Annotated in this window: 17 protein-coding genes and 1 riboswitch; of the genes, 5 read left to right on the top strand and 12 right to left on the bottom strand. The window is 72.6% G+C overall.

Annotated features, from left to right (window positions below; genetic code table 11):
* Window positions 1–68: 68 nt before the first annotated feature.
* Entirely contained in the window at window positions 69–884 is an 816-nt protein-coding gene (locus tag KUM40_RS39630; protein ID WP_217171232.1) for a helix-turn-helix transcriptional regulator, read from the bottom strand.
* A 141-nt stretch (window positions 885–1,025) separates the two neighbouring features.
* Here KUM40_RS39630 and KUM40_RS39625 point away from each other — a divergent pair, with 141 nt between their 5' ends.
* Window positions 1,026–1,502: an ATP-binding protein gene (locus KUM40_RS39625; protein ID WP_217171231.1), complete on the top strand. Its 477-nt coding sequence runs from the start codon at window positions 1,026–1,028 to the stop codon at window positions 1,500–1,502.
* Here the strand turns inward: KUM40_RS39625 and KUM40_RS39620 are convergent.
* From KUM40_RS39620 to KUM40_RS39610, 3 genes are all read right to left on the bottom strand, one after another.
* Window positions 1,457–2,140, bottom strand: a complete 684-nt coding sequence (locus KUM40_RS39620; RefSeq protein WP_217171230.1) for a response regulator transcription factor — start codon at window positions 2,138–2,140, stop codon at window positions 1,457–1,459. The two genes, KUM40_RS39625 and KUM40_RS39620, sit on opposite strands and share 46 nt — an antisense overlap.
* Window positions 2,137–3,330, bottom strand: a complete 1,194-nt coding sequence (locus KUM40_RS39615; RefSeq protein ID WP_217171229.1) for a sensor histidine kinase — start codon at window positions 3,328–3,330, stop codon at window positions 2,137–2,139. The genes KUM40_RS39620 and KUM40_RS39615 overlap by 4 nt, the downstream gene beginning before the upstream one ends.
* Before the next feature lie 97 nt (window positions 3,331–3,427).
* Window positions 3,428–5,734, bottom strand: a complete 2,307-nt coding sequence (locus tag KUM40_RS39610) for an MMPL family transporter (protein ID WP_217171228.1) — start codon at window positions 5,732–5,734, stop codon at window positions 3,428–3,430.
* A 235-nt stretch (window positions 5,735–5,969) separates the two neighbouring features.
* On the opposite strand from KUM40_RS39610, the gene KUM40_RS39605 reads away from it, so the two are divergent.
* Window positions 5,970–6,617 carry a TetR/AcrR family transcriptional regulator gene (locus KUM40_RS39605; RefSeq protein WP_217171227.1) on the top strand — a complete coding sequence of 216 codons (648 nt, stop codon included), beginning with the start codon at window positions 5,970–5,972 and terminating at the stop codon, window positions 6,615–6,617.
* A 179-nt stretch (window positions 6,618–6,796) separates the two neighbouring features.
* Complete coding sequence (locus KUM40_RS39600) at window positions 6,797–8,413, top strand: MFS transporter (RefSeq protein WP_217171226.1); 1,617 nt, start codon at window positions 6,797–6,799, stop codon at window positions 8,411–8,413.
* A gap of 4 nt (window positions 8,414–8,417) precedes the next feature.
* On the opposite strand, the gene KUM40_RS39595 is transcribed toward KUM40_RS39600, so the two are convergent.
* The 7 genes from KUM40_RS39595 to KUM40_RS39565 form a co-directional block, all read right to left on the bottom strand.
* Complete coding sequence (locus KUM40_RS39595; protein WP_217171225.1) at window positions 8,418–9,284, bottom strand: ATP-binding cassette domain-containing protein; 867 nt, start codon at window positions 9,282–9,284, stop codon at window positions 8,418–8,420.
* Window positions 9,281–10,030, bottom strand: coding sequence for a cobalt ECF transporter T component CbiQ (cbiQ, locus tag KUM40_RS39590; protein ID WP_217171224.1), 750 nt, complete (start codon window positions 10,028–10,030; stop codon window positions 9,281–9,283). The genes KUM40_RS39595 and cbiQ overlap by 4 nt, the downstream gene beginning before the upstream one ends.
* On the bottom strand, window positions 10,031–10,420 hold the full coding sequence (locus KUM40_RS39585; protein ID WP_308401337.1) for an energy-coupling factor ABC transporter substrate-binding protein: 390 nt from the start codon (window positions 10,418–10,420) through the stop codon (window positions 10,031–10,033).
* Window positions 10,417–11,124, bottom strand: a complete 708-nt coding sequence (locus KUM40_RS39580) for an energy-coupling factor ABC transporter permease (RefSeq protein ID WP_217171223.1) — start codon at window positions 11,122–11,124, stop codon at window positions 10,417–10,419. Before KUM40_RS39580 ends, KUM40_RS39585 begins: the two co-directional genes overlap by 4 nt.
* Window positions 11,125–11,153: 29 nt before the next feature.
* A riboswitch (cobalamin riboswitch) is annotated at window positions 11,154–11,339 on the bottom strand.
* Between the two features lie 70 nt (window positions 11,340–11,409).
* Complete coding sequence (locus KUM40_RS39575; protein ID WP_217171222.1) at window positions 11,410–12,012, bottom strand: MerR family transcriptional regulator; 603 nt, start codon at window positions 12,010–12,012, stop codon at window positions 11,410–11,412.
* 75 nt (window positions 12,013–12,087) lie between these two features.
* Window positions 12,088–12,681, bottom strand: coding sequence for a potassium channel family protein (locus tag KUM40_RS42555; RefSeq protein WP_374227467.1), 594 nt, complete (start codon window positions 12,679–12,681; stop codon window positions 12,088–12,090).
* Window positions 12,678–14,024: a chloride channel protein gene (locus tag KUM40_RS39565; RefSeq protein ID WP_217171221.1), complete on the bottom strand. Its 1,347-nt coding sequence runs from the start codon at window positions 14,022–14,024 to the stop codon at window positions 12,678–12,680. The genes KUM40_RS42555 and KUM40_RS39565 overlap by 4 nt, the downstream gene beginning before the upstream one ends.
* Before the next feature lie 244 nt (window positions 14,025–14,268).
* On the opposite strand from KUM40_RS39565, the gene KUM40_RS39560 reads away from it, so the two are divergent.
* The gene (locus KUM40_RS39560) at window positions 14,269–14,733 is read left to right on the top strand and encodes a hypothetical protein (RefSeq protein ID WP_217171220.1); all 465 of its coding nucleotides are present in this window, start codon (window positions 14,269–14,271) and stop codon (window positions 14,731–14,733) included.
* Window positions 14,734–14,814: 81 nt separating this feature from the next.
* Here KUM40_RS39560 and KUM40_RS39555 read toward each other — a convergent pair whose 3' ends face one another.
* Window positions 14,815–17,994, bottom strand: coding sequence for an FAD-binding and (Fe-S)-binding domain-containing protein (locus tag KUM40_RS39555; RefSeq protein WP_217171219.1), 3,180 nt, complete (start codon window positions 17,992–17,994; stop codon window positions 14,815–14,817).
* A 231-nt stretch (window positions 17,995–18,225) separates the two neighbouring features.
* Here KUM40_RS39555 and KUM40_RS39550 point away from each other — a divergent pair, with 231 nt between their 5' ends.
* On the top strand, window positions 18,226–18,618 hold the full coding sequence (locus KUM40_RS39550; RefSeq protein WP_217171218.1) for a cell division protein SepF: 393 nt from the start codon (window positions 18,226–18,228) through the stop codon (window positions 18,616–18,618).
* The last annotated feature ends 24 nt before the right edge of the window (window positions 18,619–18,642 follow it).

Raw genomic sequence — 18,642 nt, 5'->3', positions numbered from 1 at the left:
CGGGAACGGGCCCGGACACAGGCCCGAAGTCCAGCTTCACCAACTCCCCATCACTCAACTGCACTTACTTACCCGGAGCGACTTCGTGTCGCACCCTGCGAGCGCATCTTGCCATAGCGTTGGAGCATGAGACTTACCGATTTCGGGTCGCTGATGAGCATGCTGGTGCCGTGACCCTCAACGTAACCGACCCAGCGGTGATCGACCGTCTCGGCGAGGTACATCTCGCCCTCAAAGCCGGAGTGTTCCTCTTGGAGTAGGGGCATGACCTGGAGCTCTACGTTGCGGTATTGGCCGACTGCGATCAGGTGGTCGAGGAGGGCCTTCGTTACGGCAGTCCCTCCCATGCGACGCTCCAGCAACGCTTGTTCGATGACGAAGCTGAACGTCGTGTTGGGGCGTTCGACGAGAAGCTGCTGTCTGGCCAACCGTGCTGCCACTTGTCGTTCGTACTGCTCCTCAGTGAGGGGAGGGAGGTACCGGTCGAAGAGGGCGCGAATGTAGGGTTCGGGCTGCAACAACCCCGGAGTGACACGGCTCTCATACGCATACAGCGAGATTGCCTCCTCCTCGATCCCCGCCCACTGCCGGAACCAGGACGCCAGCCCCGCCTTCCGGGTCAGACTCTTCGCCGCCGCCCCCAGCACCCGCCCCGCGACCGCGCCCAGGGCCTCCTCCGACCGGTCCAGCAGGTCCCGTGGCGGGAATCGCTTGCCCTGTTCGATCTTGGCGATGTACGCGACCGAGTAGCGCACCAGCGGGGCGAACTGCTCCTGCGTCAGGCGGGATTCCTCCCGCAGAGCCTTGAGGACCGCGCCGAACGTCTTCAGACTGTCCGAGAACTCCGGTTCACAGGTGCCGCCTCCGCCATTGTCCGTCGCCATCGCAGCCGCCTTCCCCTGTGCCGTCGGACCGTATCGTCACGTACAGCGACCGCCCCGGTCCAGTGCGTGAATCAGTACAGCGTGATCTGTATCGGCGACGGACCTGCCGATGGGCTCCCGCCTCCCAGCAGGGTGGCCGTCATGTCAGCCCCACGCACACAAAGCCCCACGCAGGCCCGTACCTTCGCCCAGCGCTTCTCCGCCACCCGGCGTGGTGCGCGCCTGGCCCGGCTGCTTGCCGCGCATCAACTCACCGAGTGGGGCCACCCGCACGGCACCGATGCGCACGACACGGCTGTCCTGGTCGTCGCGGAACTCGCTTCGAACGCCGTTCTTCACGGCCGCGTCCCGGGACGGGACTTCGCGCTGTTCCTGCGCAACGACGAGGGCCGGGGCGTCGTCCGGATCGAGGTGACCGACACCCATCCCGCGCGGCCGGTGCGGTCGGCGCCCGACCCGGAGGAGGACGGAGGCCGCGGCCTGCTTCTCGTCGACACGCTCGCCGTGGACTGGGGCGTACGCGACCGCCTCGGCCCCGGCAAGACGGTGTGGGCCGAGTGCGCGACGGCCCGTCAGGCGTCACCCCGTGGGGGCGGCTGCACCAGGCCGCTCTGGTAGGCGATGACGACGAGCTGGGCCCGGTCGCGTGCGTGGAGTTTGGTCATGGCGCGCTGGATGTGGCTGCGCACGGTCAGGGGGCTGACCACGAGCTGGGTCGCGATATCGGCGTTGGACCCGCCGTGGGCGGCCATGGACATGACCTCGCGTTCGCGCTCGGTGAGGGTGGCGAGCCGTTCGGGCGGGGCGAGTGGGGCACCGCTGTCGGGGGTGGCGAGGAAACGGGTGATGAGGGCCCGGGTCGCCGTGGGGGAGAGCAGGGACTCGCCGGCGGCCACGGTGCGGATGCCGGTCAGCAGAACGTCCGGGCTCACGTCCTTGCCGAGGAAGCCACTGGCGCCGGCGCGCAGGGCCTTGGCGACGTTCTGGTCGTTCTCGAACGTGGTGAGGATCAGGACGCGGGTGGCCGTCAGCTCGGGTTGGGAGCAGATGTCGGAGGTCGCGGTCAGGCCGTCGGTGCCGGGCATGCGGATGTCCATGAGGACCACGTCCGGCTCATGGGCGCGGGTGAGGTCGATCGCCGCCTGACCGTCGGTGGCCTCCGCGACGACGGTCATGCCGGGGTCCGAGTCGATCAGGATGCGGAAGGTGGCTCGCAACAGTGCCTGGTCGTCGGCGAGCAGGACGCGGATGGTCATGGGGCCGTGCTTTCGTCGTGGCCGTGAAGGGGGAGGGTGCAGGAGACTTCGAAGCCGCCTTCCGGGCGGGGCCCGGCGTGAAGGCTGCCCCCGGCGGCGAGGGCGCGCTCGCGCATGCCGAGGAGCCCGAAGCCGTGGTCGGGTCCGGGCGGGAGCGTGGGGCGGGCGGTGCCGGTGTCGTTGGTGACCGTGAGGGTCAGGAAGTGGGGGGTGTGGGCGAGCCGGACCCTCGCGGTGCGGGAACCGGCGTGCTTGGTGACGTTGGTGAGGGCTTCCTGGACGATGCGGTACGCCGTCAGGTCGAGCCCCGGCGTGAGCGGTTGCGGGTCCCCCTCCACGGTGACGGTGACGGCAAGGTCGGCCGCCGCGCAGGCGGCCACCAGGTCGGGCAGCCGGTCCAGGCCCGGCGCGGGGGCCAGCCCGTCTTCGCTGTCGGTGTCCTGGCGCAGCAGGCCGACGGTGGACTTGAGTTCACGCAGGGCCGCGGCGGTGGTCTCCGACAGTCTGCTCAGGATCTCGTACGCCTGATCGGGGGCCGACCGGGCGAGGTGGGTGGCGGTTCCCGCCTGGGCGTTGGCCAGGGTGAGGTGGTGGGCGACGACGTCGTGGAGTTCGCGGGCGATGCGCATCCGTTCCTGGACGACGCGGTGCCGGGCTTCCTCCTCGCGTTCGCGGGCCATGTGTTCGGTGCGGGCGGCGGCGTACTCGCGGCGGACGCGTACGTAGCTGCCGAGGGCCGCGGACAACGGGACCCAGGCCGCCGGATTGACCAGACCGATCAGCCACTGGTGCCGCAGCTCGGTGTGGAAGAGACCGGAGCCGACCAGGGCCACGGTGACCACCAGCGCTCCGTACCAGGCCGCCCGGCGCTCGGCGCGCAGACTGGCGGAGTACTGCGCGACCATGAGGGGGGCCATGGTCATCGCCGTGATGAGGTGGCCCAGCGCGGACACGGCCACCACGCACAGCGCGGTCACCGCCAGCACCCGGAAGGGCGCGCTGCGGCGCCGGGGCAGTGCCGCGCAGGCGAGCGCGGACAGGGTGATGCCGGGCCACAGCGGCGGCGGCCCCGACATCACCCCGTAGGAGAGGAAGCAGCCGGAGAGGGCCAGCGCGAGGACGGTCGCGACGGTGACGGCCTCGGTGGTCCGGGGACGGCTCGCCGCCCGGCGCTGCCAGGGTGTGCTCATCGCGCGCTTCTCCGAGTGGGCTGGGGTGACATCGTGACAGACGCGGGCCGTGAAGCCGTCGGACACGGTTCCACGGCCCGCCGGGTGTCGAGCCGGGTCAGGTGCGGACCGTTGCGTGCGGCCGGGTGTCCCCGGCTGCGGGCCCCGGGACGGGCAGCGCCTGCTCGGTGAGCCCGGCGCCCTCGACGTCGACGTGGGGCAGCAGCCTGTCGAGCCATCGGGGCAGCCACCACGCCCTGTCCCCGAGCAGGGCGAGGACGGCGGGCACCAGAGCCATCCGGACGACGAACGCGTCGAAGAGCACAGCGACGGCCAGGCCGAAACCAATGGTCTTGATCATGGACTCGCCGGAACCGACGAAACCCGAGAACACCGCGATCATGATCACCGCGGCGGCGGCGACCACGCGGGCACTGTGCCGGAAACCGCTGACGACCGCCTGCGCGGGCCGCTCACCACGGACGTACGCCTCCCTGGTGCGGGACAGCAGGAAGACCTCGTAGTCCATGGCCAGGCCGAAGACGATGCCCACCAGGAAGATCGGCATCAGGCTCATGATCGGACCGGTCTGCTCGACGCCCAGCAGCCCGGCGCCCCAGCCCCACTGGAAGACCGCCACCACCACGCCAAGCGACGCCAGTACCGACAGCAGGAACCCGAAGGCGGCCTTGACCGGCACCAGTACGGACCGGAAGACCAGCATCAGCAGGGCGAGGGAGAGGAGCACGATCACGGCGAGGTAGGGCACGAGGGCGTCCTGGAGCGCCTGGGCGACGTCGATGTTCATCGCCGTGCTGCCGGTCACCTCGAAGACCGCGCCCGTGTCGCTCTCCAGACCGGGGCGCTCCGCCCGGATGGTCTGCACGAGGTCCTTGGTGCGCTCGTCGTTCGGAGCGGTGGCCGGGACCGCCGAGAAGAGCGCGGTGTCGCCGTCGGCGTTGAACCGGGGCGGGGAGACGGACACGACACCCTCCGTGTCCCCGATCCGCGCGGCGATCACCGACGCGGCCCCCTCGGGATCGGAGGCGTCCGCGACGTCCGCGACGATGGTCAGCGGGCCGTTGAAACCGGGGCCGAAACCGTCGGCGAGCGCGTCGTAGGCGCGCCGTTCCGTCGTCGAGACCGGCTTGGCCTCGTCGCCCGGCATGCCCAGTTGCAGGTCGGCGGCGGGCAGCGCGAGTACGCCCAGGCCTGCCACGCAGGCCAGCAGCACGGTCACGGGACGGCGCAGCACGAACCGGGCCCACCGGGTGCCGCCGTTGTCCGCGCCACCGGTCCGGCGCTCACCGGAGACGCCGGTGCCCCGCTTCCCTGCCTTACGGGCCTTCCGCGTCTTACGGGACGTCAATGCCTTACGGGACGTCAACGCCTTATGGGGCTTTCGTGTCTTGCGGGACAGGACGGCGTTCGGCCACATCCCGAGCAGGGCGGGCACCAGGGTCAGCGCCACCAGGACGCCCACGACGACCGCACCCGCGGCACACAGGCCCATCTTCGTCAGCATCGGCACGCCGACGACGGAGAGTCCGGCCAACGCGATGACGACGGTGGCACCGGCGAAGACCACCGCGGAACCGGCCGTACCGACCGCCAGACCGGCCGCCTCCCGTGCCTCGTGGCCGTTCTCCCGCTCCTCCCGGTAGCGGGAGACCACGAACAGCGCGTAGTCGATACCGACGGCGAGGCCGAGCATCGAGGCGAGCGTGCCGGTCGTCATGGACAGCCCCAGCGCGCTGCCGAGCGCCAGGATCCCGCACATGCTGATACCGACACCGATCACCGCGGTGAGCAGCGGGAGCCCGGCCGCTGCCAGGGAGCCGAACGTGATCAGCAGAACGACGGCGGCGAGCCCGATGCCGATCGCCTCCGCCGCGCCCCCGGCGGCCGGCTGGGAGGCGAGGGCGCTGCCGCCGACCTCCACCGTGAGGCCGGAGTCGCGGGCCTCGTCGACGGCCTCCTCCAGTCCGGTCCGGCCCGCGTCGGTCAGGTCGTCGGCCTTGACCTTGTAGGTCACGGTGGCGTACGCCGTGGAGGCGTCCTCGCTCACCGCGTCGGCCGTGAAGGGGTTCACGGCGGTGGCGACCTGCGGCCCGTCGCCGACGTCCGCCACGAACGCGTCGATGGCCGAGCGGCGGTCGGCGGCGGTCACCTTCTCGCCGTCGGGGGCGATGAACACGACCCGTGCGTTCGCCCCGTCGGCGTCGGAGCCCGGGAAGCGCTCCCCGATCAGGTCGAAGGCCCGCTGCGCCTCGATGCCGGGCATGAAGGACGTGTCGCCGTCGCCGGCGGCCGGCGCCGTGAGCGCGCCGGCCCCGGCCGCGCCGAGGATCACCGCCCACAGCAGTGCCACGAGTCGGCGCCGCCCGAAGGCGGCACGGCCCATGCGATACAGGAAGGTAGCCACGTGTCTGGGATCTCCGCATCCGATCTTGGGTACCTTCCAAGGCTCGCGGGCGGCGGCCCCTCCGGGCGTCGTGCGCCTGCCGTCACTTCGCCCTCGTGCGCCCGCACGAGACGAGGCGCCCACTCCTCCCCAGGGAGGACGAGGGCACGTCACCGGTCGGGCATCGCGCACCCTCCGTGCCAGAATGGAGGCCCGCACGCCACCCGCTCCGCACTGTCCCGCCCTTGAGGTTCCCGTGACCAAGCCCGTCGCCCGTGAGCCGCAGCGACGCAACGCGCGGTCCAACCGGGCGCGGATCCTGGCCACCGCCCGCCGGGAGCTGGGGCGGAACCCGGACACCACGCTGGAGGAACTGGCCAGGGCGGCGGGCGTCGTACGGCGTACCCTTTTCGGTCACTTCCCGGGGCGCGCGGCGTTGCTCGAGGCCCTCGCGGAGGAGGCGTCCGAGGTGCTGCGCGGCGCGATGGCCGACGCGGCGGCGCCGGGTGAACCGGCCGACCGGGCGCTCGCGCACTTCACGCTGCTGATGTGGCCCGTGGGTGACCGCTACCGGATGCTGCTGGCCCTGGCCCGGCACGATCTGGGCGTGGAGCGCGTCGCCGAGATCCTGGCCCCTGCCCGCGCCGAGGTCACCGCCATCCTGGAGCGTGGCCAGCGGGACGGGGTCTTCCCCGCCCATCTGCCGCCCGCCGTGCTGAGCGCCGGGCTCGAGGCGATGATCGTCGCGCTGCTGGAGCAGGTCAACACCGCTGCGCTGGCAGACGACGGCACCCGCACCGCCGTTGCCGCGCTCATCGCGGCCGGCGTACCGGAGCGGCGGGCCCGCGCGGTGGTCGGGGACGTCCGTCCCGCCGCGGCCGCGGAGTCCGTCCCGAGCGAGTAGGCGACCCGCTCGCGGTTCGTTCCGCCTCGCCGACTCCCCGCCTCGTCACCCCTCCCACCTCTGGGTTTCCTCCCCCGGTGCGTCGTATTTGCACACCGCTGTGCAACAAATTACTCTGACACTTGTCTGCTCATCTATGGGCAATTAACCTGCCCGCGCTCGTTTCCCCGGGAGCCTCCATGCCCCTACTGGCCACCACCCCCGTCGACAAGATGTCCGGGCCCTACGCCCGGCGCTGGTGGGCTCTCCTCGTGCTCTGCCTGAGCCTGCTGATCGTCGTCATGGCGAACACGTCCCTGATCGTGGCCGCCCCGGTCATGACCGCCGACCTGGGCCTGAGCAGCAGCGACCTGCAGTGGGTCATCGACGGCTACACCGTCCCGTACGCCGCGCTGATGCTGGTGCTCGGCGCGATCGGCGACAAGTACAGCCGCCGCGGCGCCCTGGTCACCGGCCTGGTGATCTTCGCGGGCGGTTCGGTGATGGGCAGCCTGGTCCACGAGACGGGGCTGGTCATCGCGGCGCGGGCGGTCATGGGCGTCGGTGCCGCCGTCGTCATGCCGGCCACGCTGTCCCTGCTGGTCGCGGTCTTCCCGAAGGGTGAGCGGGCCCGTGCGATCACGGCCTGGACCGCCACCTCAGGACTCGCCATCGCCGTCGGGCCGCTGGTCGCCGGCTGGCTCCTCGAAGACCACGCCTGGGGGTCGACCTTCCTGGTCAACGTCCCCGTCGCGGTCGTCGCCGTCATCGGCGCACTGCTCCTCGTACCGCCGTCCAAGGCTTCCGGCATGGGCCGCATCGACTACGTCGGCGGCCTGCTCTCCATCGTCTCCGTCGGCAGCCTGGTCTACGCGACCATCGAGGGCCCGCACTTCGGCTGGGGTGCCGGGCCGGTCGTCGCCGCCGTCGTCGCCGCGGCCGGGCTCGTCGCCTTCGTCGTCTGGGAGTTGCGCCACCCGCACCCCATGCTGAACGTGCGCAGGTTCCTGCTGCGGCCCTTCAGCGGCTCGATGCTGGCGGTGCTGTTCTTCTTCTTCGGCACCTACGGCGCCATCTACTACGCCACGCAGTTCCTGCAGTTCGTGCTCGGCTACGGCGCGCTGGAGACCGGCGTACGACTGCTGCCGCTGGCCGGGGCCGTGTTCGTCGGCGCCGCGGTGACCGGGCGGCTCACCCCGAAGCTGGGCGTGAAGGCCATGGTCGGCTCCGGCATGGCGATCGGCACCGTCGGTGTCTTCCTGCTGGTCCTCATCGAGAAGGACTCCACGTACGCCGACTTCCTGGCCCCGATGCTGCTGCTCGGCCTCGCCATCGGCCTCAGCGTCTCCCCGGCCACCGACACCATCATGGGCTCCTTCCCGGAGAACGAACTCGGCGTCGGCGGCGGCGCCAACGACACCGCGCTGGAACTCGGCGGCTCGCTGGGCATCGCCGTACTGGGCTCGCTGCTCGGCACCGCCTACCGCGACGAACTCGCCGGCTTGGTGGGCGACCGGCTTCCGGCCGCCGCGCTGGACACCGCCCAGGACTCCGTGGGCGGCGGGCTGGCCGTCGCCGAGCGGCTCGCGACCAGCCCGGACGCCGGACCCCGGCAGGCCCAGGCCCTCGCCGACGCCGTCCACCAGGCCTTCGCCCACGGCGTCTCGACGACCAGCCTCGTCGGCGGCATCATCATGGCCGCCGGCACCCTGATCGTCCTCGCCGTCCTGCCGGGCCGCCGCACCCGCACCCAGCGGAACGACGAGGAGAACGCGACCGAGGTCCGGGACGCGGAGTACAGCGACTCGGTGAACTGACCCGTCAGTCGGTCGGCGTGGCCATCGCCGCCAGCGCCGCCAGTTCCTCCGCCGTGCGCGGGCCCGGCGCCGAGTCCGCCAACAGCCCCCGCGTACGGAGCAGTCCGGCCGCCGCGACACCCCAGGGCAGCCGCAGCCCCGCCTGCCGCAGCAGCTCCGTGCGGGCCAGCGTCGGGGCGGTCGGACCGGTGCGCACACCGTCCGGGGTGAGCAGTGCCGCGTCGTCCGACCAGCGCAGCGCGAGGTCGACGTCATGGGTGGCCATCACCACCGTGGTGCCGCCCGCGCGCAGCCCGTCCAGGGTGGTGAGCAGCCGCTCCTGGCCGTCCGGGTCGAGCCCGGCGGTCGGCTCGTCGAGGATCAGCACCCTCGGCCGCATCGCGACGGCCCCGGCGATCGCCGTCCGCTTGCGCTGCCCGTACGACAGCATGTGGGTGGGCCGGTCCGCCAGCGCGGCGATGTCCAGCGCGGCGAGCGCCTCCCCGACCCGGGAGCGGACCTCCGCGTCGGGCAGGCCCAGGTTCAGCGGCCCGAAGGACACGTCCTGGCCGACCGAGGCCGCGAAGAGCTGGTCGTCCGGGTCCTGCACGACCAGTTGCACCGTGGTTCGCAGCCGGGTCAGCCCCTTGCGGTCGTACGTCACCGGCTCCCCGCCGAGCGTCAACGTCCCCGCGCGCGGCCTGAGTCCGCCGCTGAGCAGCCGCATCAGCGTGGTCTTGCCACTGCCGTTGCGGCCGAGGAGTGCCAGCGCGCGTCCCTCGCGCACCTCGAAGTCCAGGCCCACCAGCACGTCCGGACCCTCCTCGTACGCGAACGACGCGCCCCGCAGGGCGACCAGGGCCGGTTCCGGTGACTGCGCCGGTCCGCTCACGACAGCGGTCCTTTCAGTACGAGGGTGAGGGCGGCCAGCGCCGCCAGCAGCGCGACGCTCGCCGCGGCGAAGGGCACCGAGACGCGGGCCTCGGGCACCAGGACCCGCAGGGTGCCGTCGTAACCGCGCCCGGCGAGCCCCGACTGGAGCCGCGCCGCCCGGTCGAAGGCCCGCACGAACGCCGTGGCGCCGAGACCGCCGAGCGAACGCCAGGTGGCCGCCCGGGTGGTGTGCCCGAGCCGCGCGGCCTGCGCCTGACGGATCCGGCGCACCGAGTCCAGCAGCAGGAAACTCATCCGGTACGTCACCAGCGCCACGTCCACGACCGGCGCGGGCACCCCGGCCCGCACCAGCCGGGGCAGCAGGTCGGACATCGGCGTGGTGAACGCGAACAACAGCACCCCGAGCGAGGCCGCCGAGGTACGCAGCAGCAGCTCACCGGCGCGCACCGCACCGCCGTCGGCCACCGAGAGGAATCCGTCCGGGCCGCCCACCTGCACCAACAGCGGCAGCGCCCCCGTCACGCAGAACCCCAGCGGCACCCGGTACGCCCGCCACAGCCGGCGCCGGGGCACGCCCGCCGGGCCGAGCAGCACCGTGAGCGCCGTCACCAGCACCAGCGCCGCACCAGGCCAGGGCGGCAGCGAGATCGCGAGCACGGTCAGGCCGAGCCCGAGCACCGCCTTGTCCACGGGATGGCGGCGGCGCCAGCGACTGCTGTGCGCCGCCGCGTCGATCGGCAGCACTCAGTCGCCTTCGGGGGCGTCCCGCAGGGTTGCCGCGGGAGCCTCCCGCCGTGCTGCCGCGGGAGCTTCCCGCCGTGCTGTCGTCAACGCCCGTTCCTCGCCCTGGCGTCGGCCCCGGCGCAGGCCGAAGTAGTAGGCCAGCACCCCGGCGCCGAGCGCGGCCTGAAGGGCGAACAGCGCCGACTCGATCTCCCCGGACGGCGGTTCGTACAGTGGCGAGAACCACGGCTCGTAGTCCGGCTCGATCTCGGTGATCGCCGTCTCCGCCTCGGCGTCGGCACCGGCGAACGGCTCCTCCTTGTGGTCGCCGAGTCCCAGCGCCAGCGGCAGCACCGCCAGCGCGGCCACGAGGAGGAGCAGCAGGGCGTTGATCTTCGTGTTGCGCTTCACCGGGCCACCGCCTCCCGCTCGTCGGACGTGGCCTTGCCCGCCTTGGTCAACAGGATGCCCAGCCGGGTCAGTTCCCCCTTGCTGGACTGCACGAGGAGTCGCATCACGACCACCGTGAGCAGGCCCTCGCTCACCGCGAGCGGGATCTGCGTGACCGCGAAGATGGACCCGAACTTGCCGAGCGCGCCCAGGAAACCGCTGCTCGGGTCCGGGAAGGCCAGCGCCAACTGCACGCTGGTGACGCAGTAGGTGGACAGGTCGGCGACGAACGCGCCGAAGAACACGGTGACCATGAGCGGCACGTCGTAGCGGCGCAGCAGTCTGTAGACCCCGTATCCGGCCCAGGGGCCGACGATCGCCATCGAGAAGACGTTGGCGCCGAGCGTGGTCAGCCCGCCGTGCGCGAGCAGCAGCGCCTGGAAGAGCAGGGTGATGGTGCCCAGTACCGCCATGATCGGCGGCCGGAAGAGGATGGCACCCAGACCGGTGCCGGTGGGATGCGAACAACTCCCGGTGACGGAAGGCAGTTTCAGGGCCGACAGCACGAACGTGAAGGCTCCGGAGGCGCCGAGGAGCAACGTGCTCTCCGGGTGCTCCCTGACCTCACGGGTGAGTGACCGTACTCCGTGGACGACGAACGGCGCGGACGCGACACCCCAGGCGATCGCGTGCGCCGGTGGCAGAAAGCCCTCGGCAATGTGCATGGCTCAGCAGACCCTCTCCAGCACCTCGTGGATGGACGACGCGCCTTGGCCGGTCTCCTGGCTTACGGGTACCACCGCCCGTGCTCCGCCTTCCCGGGTCACAAGGACCCAGTGGCTGCCCGTGAGGGCCGGAGCCGGACTTCCCGATTCACAGTGGCGAGGGCCGCACCGGCATCACACCGGATTTCCCGTTCACCAAGGCGTGGCGACAGTAGTGCTCCCACGGGGGTGGTGACAAGCGGGCCTCCGGTCCGGCGGACGCCCCGCCCGTCCGCCGGACAGGCCTCAGGGCTGCGGAAACAGCCGCCGGCGCCGCTCCGTCAGCCGCCGCCTGTCGTCCTCGCTCAGCGCGGCGAAGGTCTCCGCGCGGCGGCGGTGCAGGGCTCGGCACTCCTCGTCGGTGAGGGTCTCGGCGTAGCGGCGCCGCGCCTCGCTCAGGCGGGCCACCTCTTCGGGGGTCAGGGGTCGTTCCACGGCGGTCATCTCCTCGATCACTTCCAGGTAGGCCTCGGTCGTGGTCCCGGCCGGGGCATCGAGCGCGTCGAGCGCGTCCAGCACCCCGAGCAGCCGCAGCCGCAGCTCCGCGGTCTGCCGCAGCCGCTCCTCGACCACGTCCAGTTGCCGCCGGATCAGCTCCGCCGGGTCGTGGTCCGGCTCGGTGTCCAGCACCGCGCGGATCTGCGCCAGGGGGAGCCCGAAGCTGCGCAGTGCCAGGACGCGGTGCAGGCGCCGGACGTCGGCGGCGTCGTAGCAGCGGTGCCCGCCGCAGGTGCGGGCGGACGGGGTGAGCAGGCCGAGCCGGTCGTAGTGGCGCAGGGCGCGGATGCTCAGCCCGGTCTCCCGGGCGAGTTCGCCGATGCGCCGGGTGCCGTCGTTCGCGTGCGTCATGGGGCTCCTCCACGGGTCTGCGACCGAGGCTAGAAGGTGACGCGGCGGCACCTTCAAGCCCCGGTCGGCCCGGCCTCAGCGGCGCCGGCCCCGCTCGGTCCTGCGGACCACCCTGTCGCGCATCCGCGTGGTCAGCGCCGTGGCGGCGGCCGTGAGGAACACGAAGCTGTACGTGATCTGCAGCACGGTCACGACCCGGGCGGCCTGGCCCCGCGGGGTGATGTCCCCGTACCCGACGGTGGCGAGCGTGACCACGGTGAAGTACAGCGCGTCGACGCGGGTGTGCAGGCCGTCGAACTCGCCCGGCTGCTTGGCGAGGGCGTAGTACGTCGCCGAGAAGACGTGCACGGACAGGACGATCAGCAGGGAGATGACCACACCGGGCCGGGTGTCCGGCCGGTCGAGGAGCACGTGCCGGATCTGCCGGAGCAGCAGCACGGCCACGACGGTCAGCAGCAGGGCGAACAGCACCCAGCTCAGTGCGGGGCGTTGCGGACCCAGGTGGTCGAGGGGGAGGAGGAAGTAGGCCACGACCACCGCCGCCGCGATCCCGGTCCTGAGGATCCAGGGCCGGACGGTGTTCCAGGTGGTGTTCCAGGCGGTGCTCCAGGCGGTGTTCCGGGGGGTGTTCCGGGCGGTACGGGATCCGGCGGTCCGACGCTCCGTCACCGCGCCGCCTCCTCCGTCGACGCCCGGCCCGCATCCGGGTCGGGCCTGCGCACCAACTGGGCGACGACGAAGGCGACGACCGACGCCATGACGATCAGCGGCATCTGGTCGTGGGCGTCCCGCCCCATCAGCAGCACCGCCAGCACCGCGCTGGCCAGCGGCAGCCCCGTCACCGCGGCCGCCGCGGCGGAGATGCCGAGGGCGAGGGCCGGGGTCGTGCCGAAGCCGGGCAGCCCCGAGCAGGCCAGGGCCGTCGCCGCGCCCAGCAGCACGGCCGGGAAGATCGGGCCGCCGCGCAGGCCGCCCAGCGCGATGCCCCAGGCCAGCCCTTTGCACGCGACGAGCGCGACCAGCGCCCCCACGGACCAGGCGTGCGGGTGGGCGGCGAGCTGGGCGAGGGTGGCCTGGCCGGACAGCGCCGCCTCGGCCGGGGAGCGGCCGGTGATCAGCGCGTACGCGGCGATGCAGACGCCGACCGCGGTGGCGCAGACGACGGTGCGGACGGCCGTGCGGTGCCGCGTCCAGGTGACGGTGCGCCGGCCCAGCGCGCGGGCCAGTGTGACCAGTACGGCGATCAGGGCGGCCGTGGGCAGGCCCCACAGGAAGTCGCCCACGTCCGGGTTGGCGGCCGGGGGCACGTCCTGGAGGGAGAGCGCGCCGATCTTGAGGCCGGTCCACTGTCCGAAGCCGGTGAAGACCAGGGCGCCCGTCGCGCTGGCCAGCAGACAGGGCAGCAGCAGGGCGACCATCTGGGCCCCTGCCAGCCCCGCCCCCTCGATGAGCAGCACCGCCGCCACCACCGGACCGCCGAGGATCGTGGAGATCGCGGCGGTGGAGCCGGCCGTGGCGAGGATCGCGCCCGCCCGCTGGTCCGCGCCCGCGCCCGCCCGCCGCACCGCCAGCAGGGCGAGCCCGCTGCCGACGGCCATCAGCGGCGCCTCGGGGCCCAGTACCACGCCGAGCGGCAGCGTGGCCAGCGCGGCGAGGACCGCGCCAGGCAGCGCACGGGGTCCGACGGGCGCTCCGCCGAGCCCGTTCACCGGCAGATGGCCGCCGCCGCCCGGCATCCGGGTCACGATCGGCGCCAGGATCAGCCCGGCCAGCACCAGCGCGGGCAGCGGCCACCACCAGGGCGGAGTGTCGTAGCCGGCCGCCTCGGGCAGCGAGGTCCACACCCAGTGCTGCAACTCGTGCTGGAGCCCGACGAAGAAGAAGCAGGCCAGCGCGATGGGCACGCCGAGGAGCACGCACAGCAGCAACAGCCGCCGGTAGCCGGGGCTGAGCAGGGTCTGCCGCAGGGACCGCTCGGCACGGGCCGGGACGGCGTTCGCCGGCGCGGTCACGAAATCCGCCCGCGCGGTCCTCGCCGGGGCGGCGGCCGACTCCTCACGTGCCCTCCTTCGTCCACTCCACTCCCTCCCGCGATCCGTCGCGCGCGGTCGCGGGTCCGGTTCAGTCAACGCGAGGCCGCGACCGGCCGCATGTGCACGCCGAGGGCGCCTTTCACCCGTACGGCGGGCCCGCGTGGCCGGGGCGCGCGGCCACCCGCAGGCTCGGAACGACCTGGACACAGAAAGGACTCCGCTCATGAGCCAGCACGCCGAACCCACTCCCGGCCGGCCGTCCCACGGCGGCGACGGCCCACGGGCCCAGCGCCCGGGCGACCGCACGAGCGGCTGGGTGACCAGCGGTGTCGTCTTCGCGGGCGTACTGCTGCTGCTGAGCGGCGCCCTCGCCGTCCTGCAGGGCATCGCGGCGATCGCCGAGGACGACGTGTACGCCCGTATCGGCACCTACGTCTACGAGATGAGCCTCACCGGCTGGGGGATCGTCCACGTCGTCCTCGGCGCCCTCGTGTTCGTCACCGGATACGGCCTGCTCAAGGACATGACCTGGGCGCGCATGGCGGGCATCGTCCTCGCCTCGCTGAGCCTGATCGCCCAGTTCCTGTTCCTGCCGTACTCGCCCGTCTGGTCAGTGATCATGATGGCGATCGACGTGTTCGTGATCTGGGCCCTGGCCAGCCGCCAGGACAGCTCGGCACGGACCTGAAGGCGTTTGGACACTCTGTCCCGGCAGAATCGCCACTTCGGCGGCGTGTCGCCGGGACAAACTGTCCGATCACGGGCCCCGTCAGCGGCGGCGCAGGCTCCGCGCCAGCGTCGCCGCCGCGCTGACGGCGGCCAGCGACATGCCGACGGCGGCCACCGCCGCGCCCGCCAGGGCCAGGGCCCGCGCCCCGCGCCCGGGAGTGCCCGGCCGGGCGCCCGGCGCGGTGCCGTACGCGCTGCCCGGCACGTCGGTGGTGCCGGTGGTGCCGGTGGTGCCAGTGGTGCCGGTGGCGCCGGGCAGGGCCGAGGCCAGCAGCTCCGCCAGATGCACGCCCTCGTGGCCGCCGCTGTCGAACTCGTGGATCTGGGTGCGGCAACTGAAGCCGTCCGCGAGGACGACGGTCGACTCGTCCTCGTCCCGCAGCCGCGGCAGCAGCACCCGTTCCGCGCACGCCTCGCTGACGTCCAGATGACCGCGCTCGAAGCCGAAGTTGCCGGCCAGTCCGCAGCAGCCGGAGTCCAGCCGCTCGGCGTCCACCCCGGCCCGGCGCAGCAGATCCCGGTCGGCGTCCCAGCCGAGCACCGCGTGCTGGTGGCAGTGCACCTGGGCCAGCGCCCGCGCCGACCGCTCGGGCACCTGCGGCGGCTCGTAGCCGGGGGAGTGCCCGGTGAGCAGCTCCGACAGCGTCACCGTCTGCTCGGCCAGCCGGAGTACGTCCTGGTCGCCGGGGAACAGCTCCGCCGCGTCCGACCGGAACACCGCCGTACAGCTCGGCTCCAGCGCCACGACCAGGCCACCCGCCCGCACATGGGCGGCCAGGCCGCGCACCGTCCGGGCGAGGACCTTCTCCGCCGTGCCGAGCTGCCCGGTGGAGATCCAGGTCAGCCCGCAGCACAACGGCTCCTCCGGCAGCTCCACCCGCCAGCCGGCGTGCTCCAGCACCCGTACCGCCGCCCGCCCGACATGCGGGTGGAAGTGGTTGGTGAAGGTGTCCGGCCACAGCAGCACGGAGCCGCGCCGTCCGTCGCCCTCCGGTTCGTGGTCCGCGAACCACTGCTCGAAGGTCCGCTCCGCGAACAGCGGCACCTCCCGGTCCGCCACCCCCGCCACCAGCACCGCGGCCTTCGACAGCAGCGGGGCGTGACTGAGCGCGTTGACGACGGGCGCGAGCCGGGTGCGGCCCACGACGCGGGCGAGCACGGGCAGCCAGCCCATCGACCAGTCGGAGCGCGGCTTGCGCCACGGCCGCCCCTCGTAGTGGTGGGACAGGAACTCCGCCTTGTACGTGGCCATGTCCACGTCCGCCGGACAGTCCTTCTTGCACCCCTTGCAGGCCAGGCACAGATCGAGGGCGTCCTTGACCGCCTCCGAGCGCCAGCCGTCCCGGATCGCGCCGTCGCCGTGCCCGTCGAGCATCTCGAACAGCAGCCTGGCCCGGCCCCGCGTCGAGTGCTCCTCCTCCCGCGTCACCTGGTACGACGGACACATCACCGTGCCGTCGCTGGTGTGCTGGCGGCACTTGCCCACGCCGACGCACCGGTTGGCCGCCCTGGAGAACGAGCCCTCGTCGAGCGGGAAGCGGAAGTGCAGGTCACGGGGCTCGAACGGGGCCCAGTCGCCGCCGAGGCGCAGGTTGTCGTCCAGCCCGTACGGCGCGACGACCTTGCCCGGGTTCATCCGGTCCAGCGGGTCGAATACGGCCTTCAGCCGCCCGAACGCCTCGACGAGCCGGTCCCCGAACATCCGCGACAGCAGCTCACCCCGGCTCTGCCCGTCCCCGTGCTCACCGGAGAGCGAGCCGCCGAACTCGACGACGAGATCCGCCGCCCGCTCCATGAACCTCCGGTACGCCGCCACCCCGTCCGCGGTGTACAGGTCGAACGGGATCCGGGTGTGCACACAGCCCTGCCCGAAGTGGCCGTACAGGCTGGGCCCGGTGTCGCTGAGGTAGCCGAACTCCTCGAACAGCGCGCGCAGCCGCCGCAGATAGTCGCCCAGCTTGTGCGGGGAGACCGCGGAGTCCTCCCAGCCCTCGAAGGTGTCCGGCTTGCCGGGGATGTGCGCGGTGGCGCCGAGCCCGGACTCGCGGACCTGCCACAGGTCCTGTTCGTGCGCCGGATCGTCCAGGAACGCGCAGTCGGTGTCCTGCTCGGAGCGGTGCAGGGCCTCCAGCATCCGGTGCGCCCGGGTGTCCGCCTCCTCGACGGTGTCACCGCCGAACTGCACCATCAGGTAGGCGTTGCCCTCGGGCATCTCGGCCAGCGCCTTCGGGTTCAGGTGCTTGATCCGCTCGTCGCGGACCAGGCGGGCGTCGACGCCCTCCAGCGCGATCGGCTCGTGCGGCAGGATGTCGGGCACCGTGTCGGCGGCCTGGTCGATGGTGTCGAACCCCAGCACCAGCAGGGAGCGTTCCTTCACCACCGGCACCAGCTCCAGCTCCGCCCGCAGGACGGTGACCAGCGTCGACTCGCTGCCCACCAGCAGCCCGGCCACGTCGAAGCCGTACTCCGGAAGCAGCGAGTCCAGGTTGTAGCCGGAGACCCGGCGCGGGATATCCGGGAAGCGGCGGCGGATCTCGTCCGCGTAGGTGTCGCGCAGCGCCCGCAGCCGCCGGTAGACGGTCGCCCGCAGATCGCCCTGCCGTTCGATCTCCGCGTACTCCTCGTCGCCCGTCTCCCCGCACCAGAAGCGGGTGCCGTCGTAGAGCAGCACCTCCAGGCGGGCGATGTTGTCGACGACCTTCCCGTGCGCCTGCGCGGTGGCGCCGCAGGAGTTGTTGCCGATCATGCCGCCGAGCGTGCAGTTGGCGTGCGTGGCGGGCTCGGGTCCGTAGCGCAGACCCTGCGGTGCGAGCTGCCGGTTCAGGTCGTCGAGCACGATCCCGGGCTGCACGACACACGTACGCGCGTCCGCGTCCAACGACTCCACCCGGGTGCAGTACTTCGACCAGTCGAGGACCACACCGGCGCCCGTGCACTGCCCGGCCAGGCTCGTCCCGCCGCCCCGCGACAGCACGGGTGCGCCGAACTCCCGTGCCACGGCCACCGCCTCCGCGCCGGCCTCCGGGGTGTACGGGACGACCACGCCGAGGGGCGTCTGCCGGAAGTTCGACGCGTCCGTGGAGTACGCGGCCCGGCTCCCGGCGTCGAACCTGACCTCACCGTCCACCCGCTCGCGCAGCGCGGCCCGCAGCGCGGCGGTGTCGACCGGCGGCGCCGCCCCTTCGCGCGTGACGGGCTCGGGCAGATCCAGCGCACCCATGGCTCTCCTTCGTGTCCTCGTGCCCCAGTGACCTCGTGCGTCGGCGTACGTCCGTCGGCGCGACAACGGCGCCCGCGCGGGCGCGGCAGCCGTCGCTGAGTACCCGGTCCCCGCCGGGACAATCACCGGACACGGAGCGTCGCCAACCGTGTCGCAGTTGGGCCGAACGGGTGACTTGGCGTAAGAATTGGCTGGTGCAGGCAATGAAGGCGAGTGAAAACGGGGGAGCCGGTGAACAGGTACGACGTCACCGATGAACAGTGGGAAGGGCTCGCCCAGGTCGTTCCGTTGCGCGGGCGCGACGCCTGGCCGTCGGCGGTCGGCCACCGGGCGATGCCGGAGGCGGAGACGGAGCAGCGCCGCCGTTTCGTCGTCCTGAGGGTCAACGTGTTCGCGGACGCCCGCGAGGTCGCCGAGATCCTGATGGCGGGCATTCCGGTCCTCCTGGACCTGACCAGCGCCGAGGGCGATGTCGCCAAGCGGGTCCTGGACTTCAGTACAGGCGTGGTCTTCGGCCTGGCCAGCGGGATGCACCGGGTGGAACGGAACGTCTTCCTGCTCACCCCGGCGGGCACCGAGGTGAACGGTCTGATGGAGGGCGCGGCGGGGGTGCCCGGAGTGTGACGGTCCCCACCGGCCCTGACGGCG

Source organism: Streptomyces sp. AC512_CC834 (genome assembly GCF_019049325.1).
Lineage (GTDB): Bacteria > Actinomycetota > Actinomycetes > Streptomycetales > Streptomycetaceae > Streptomyces.
This window is presented reverse-complemented; position numbering and strand designations above follow the sequence as displayed.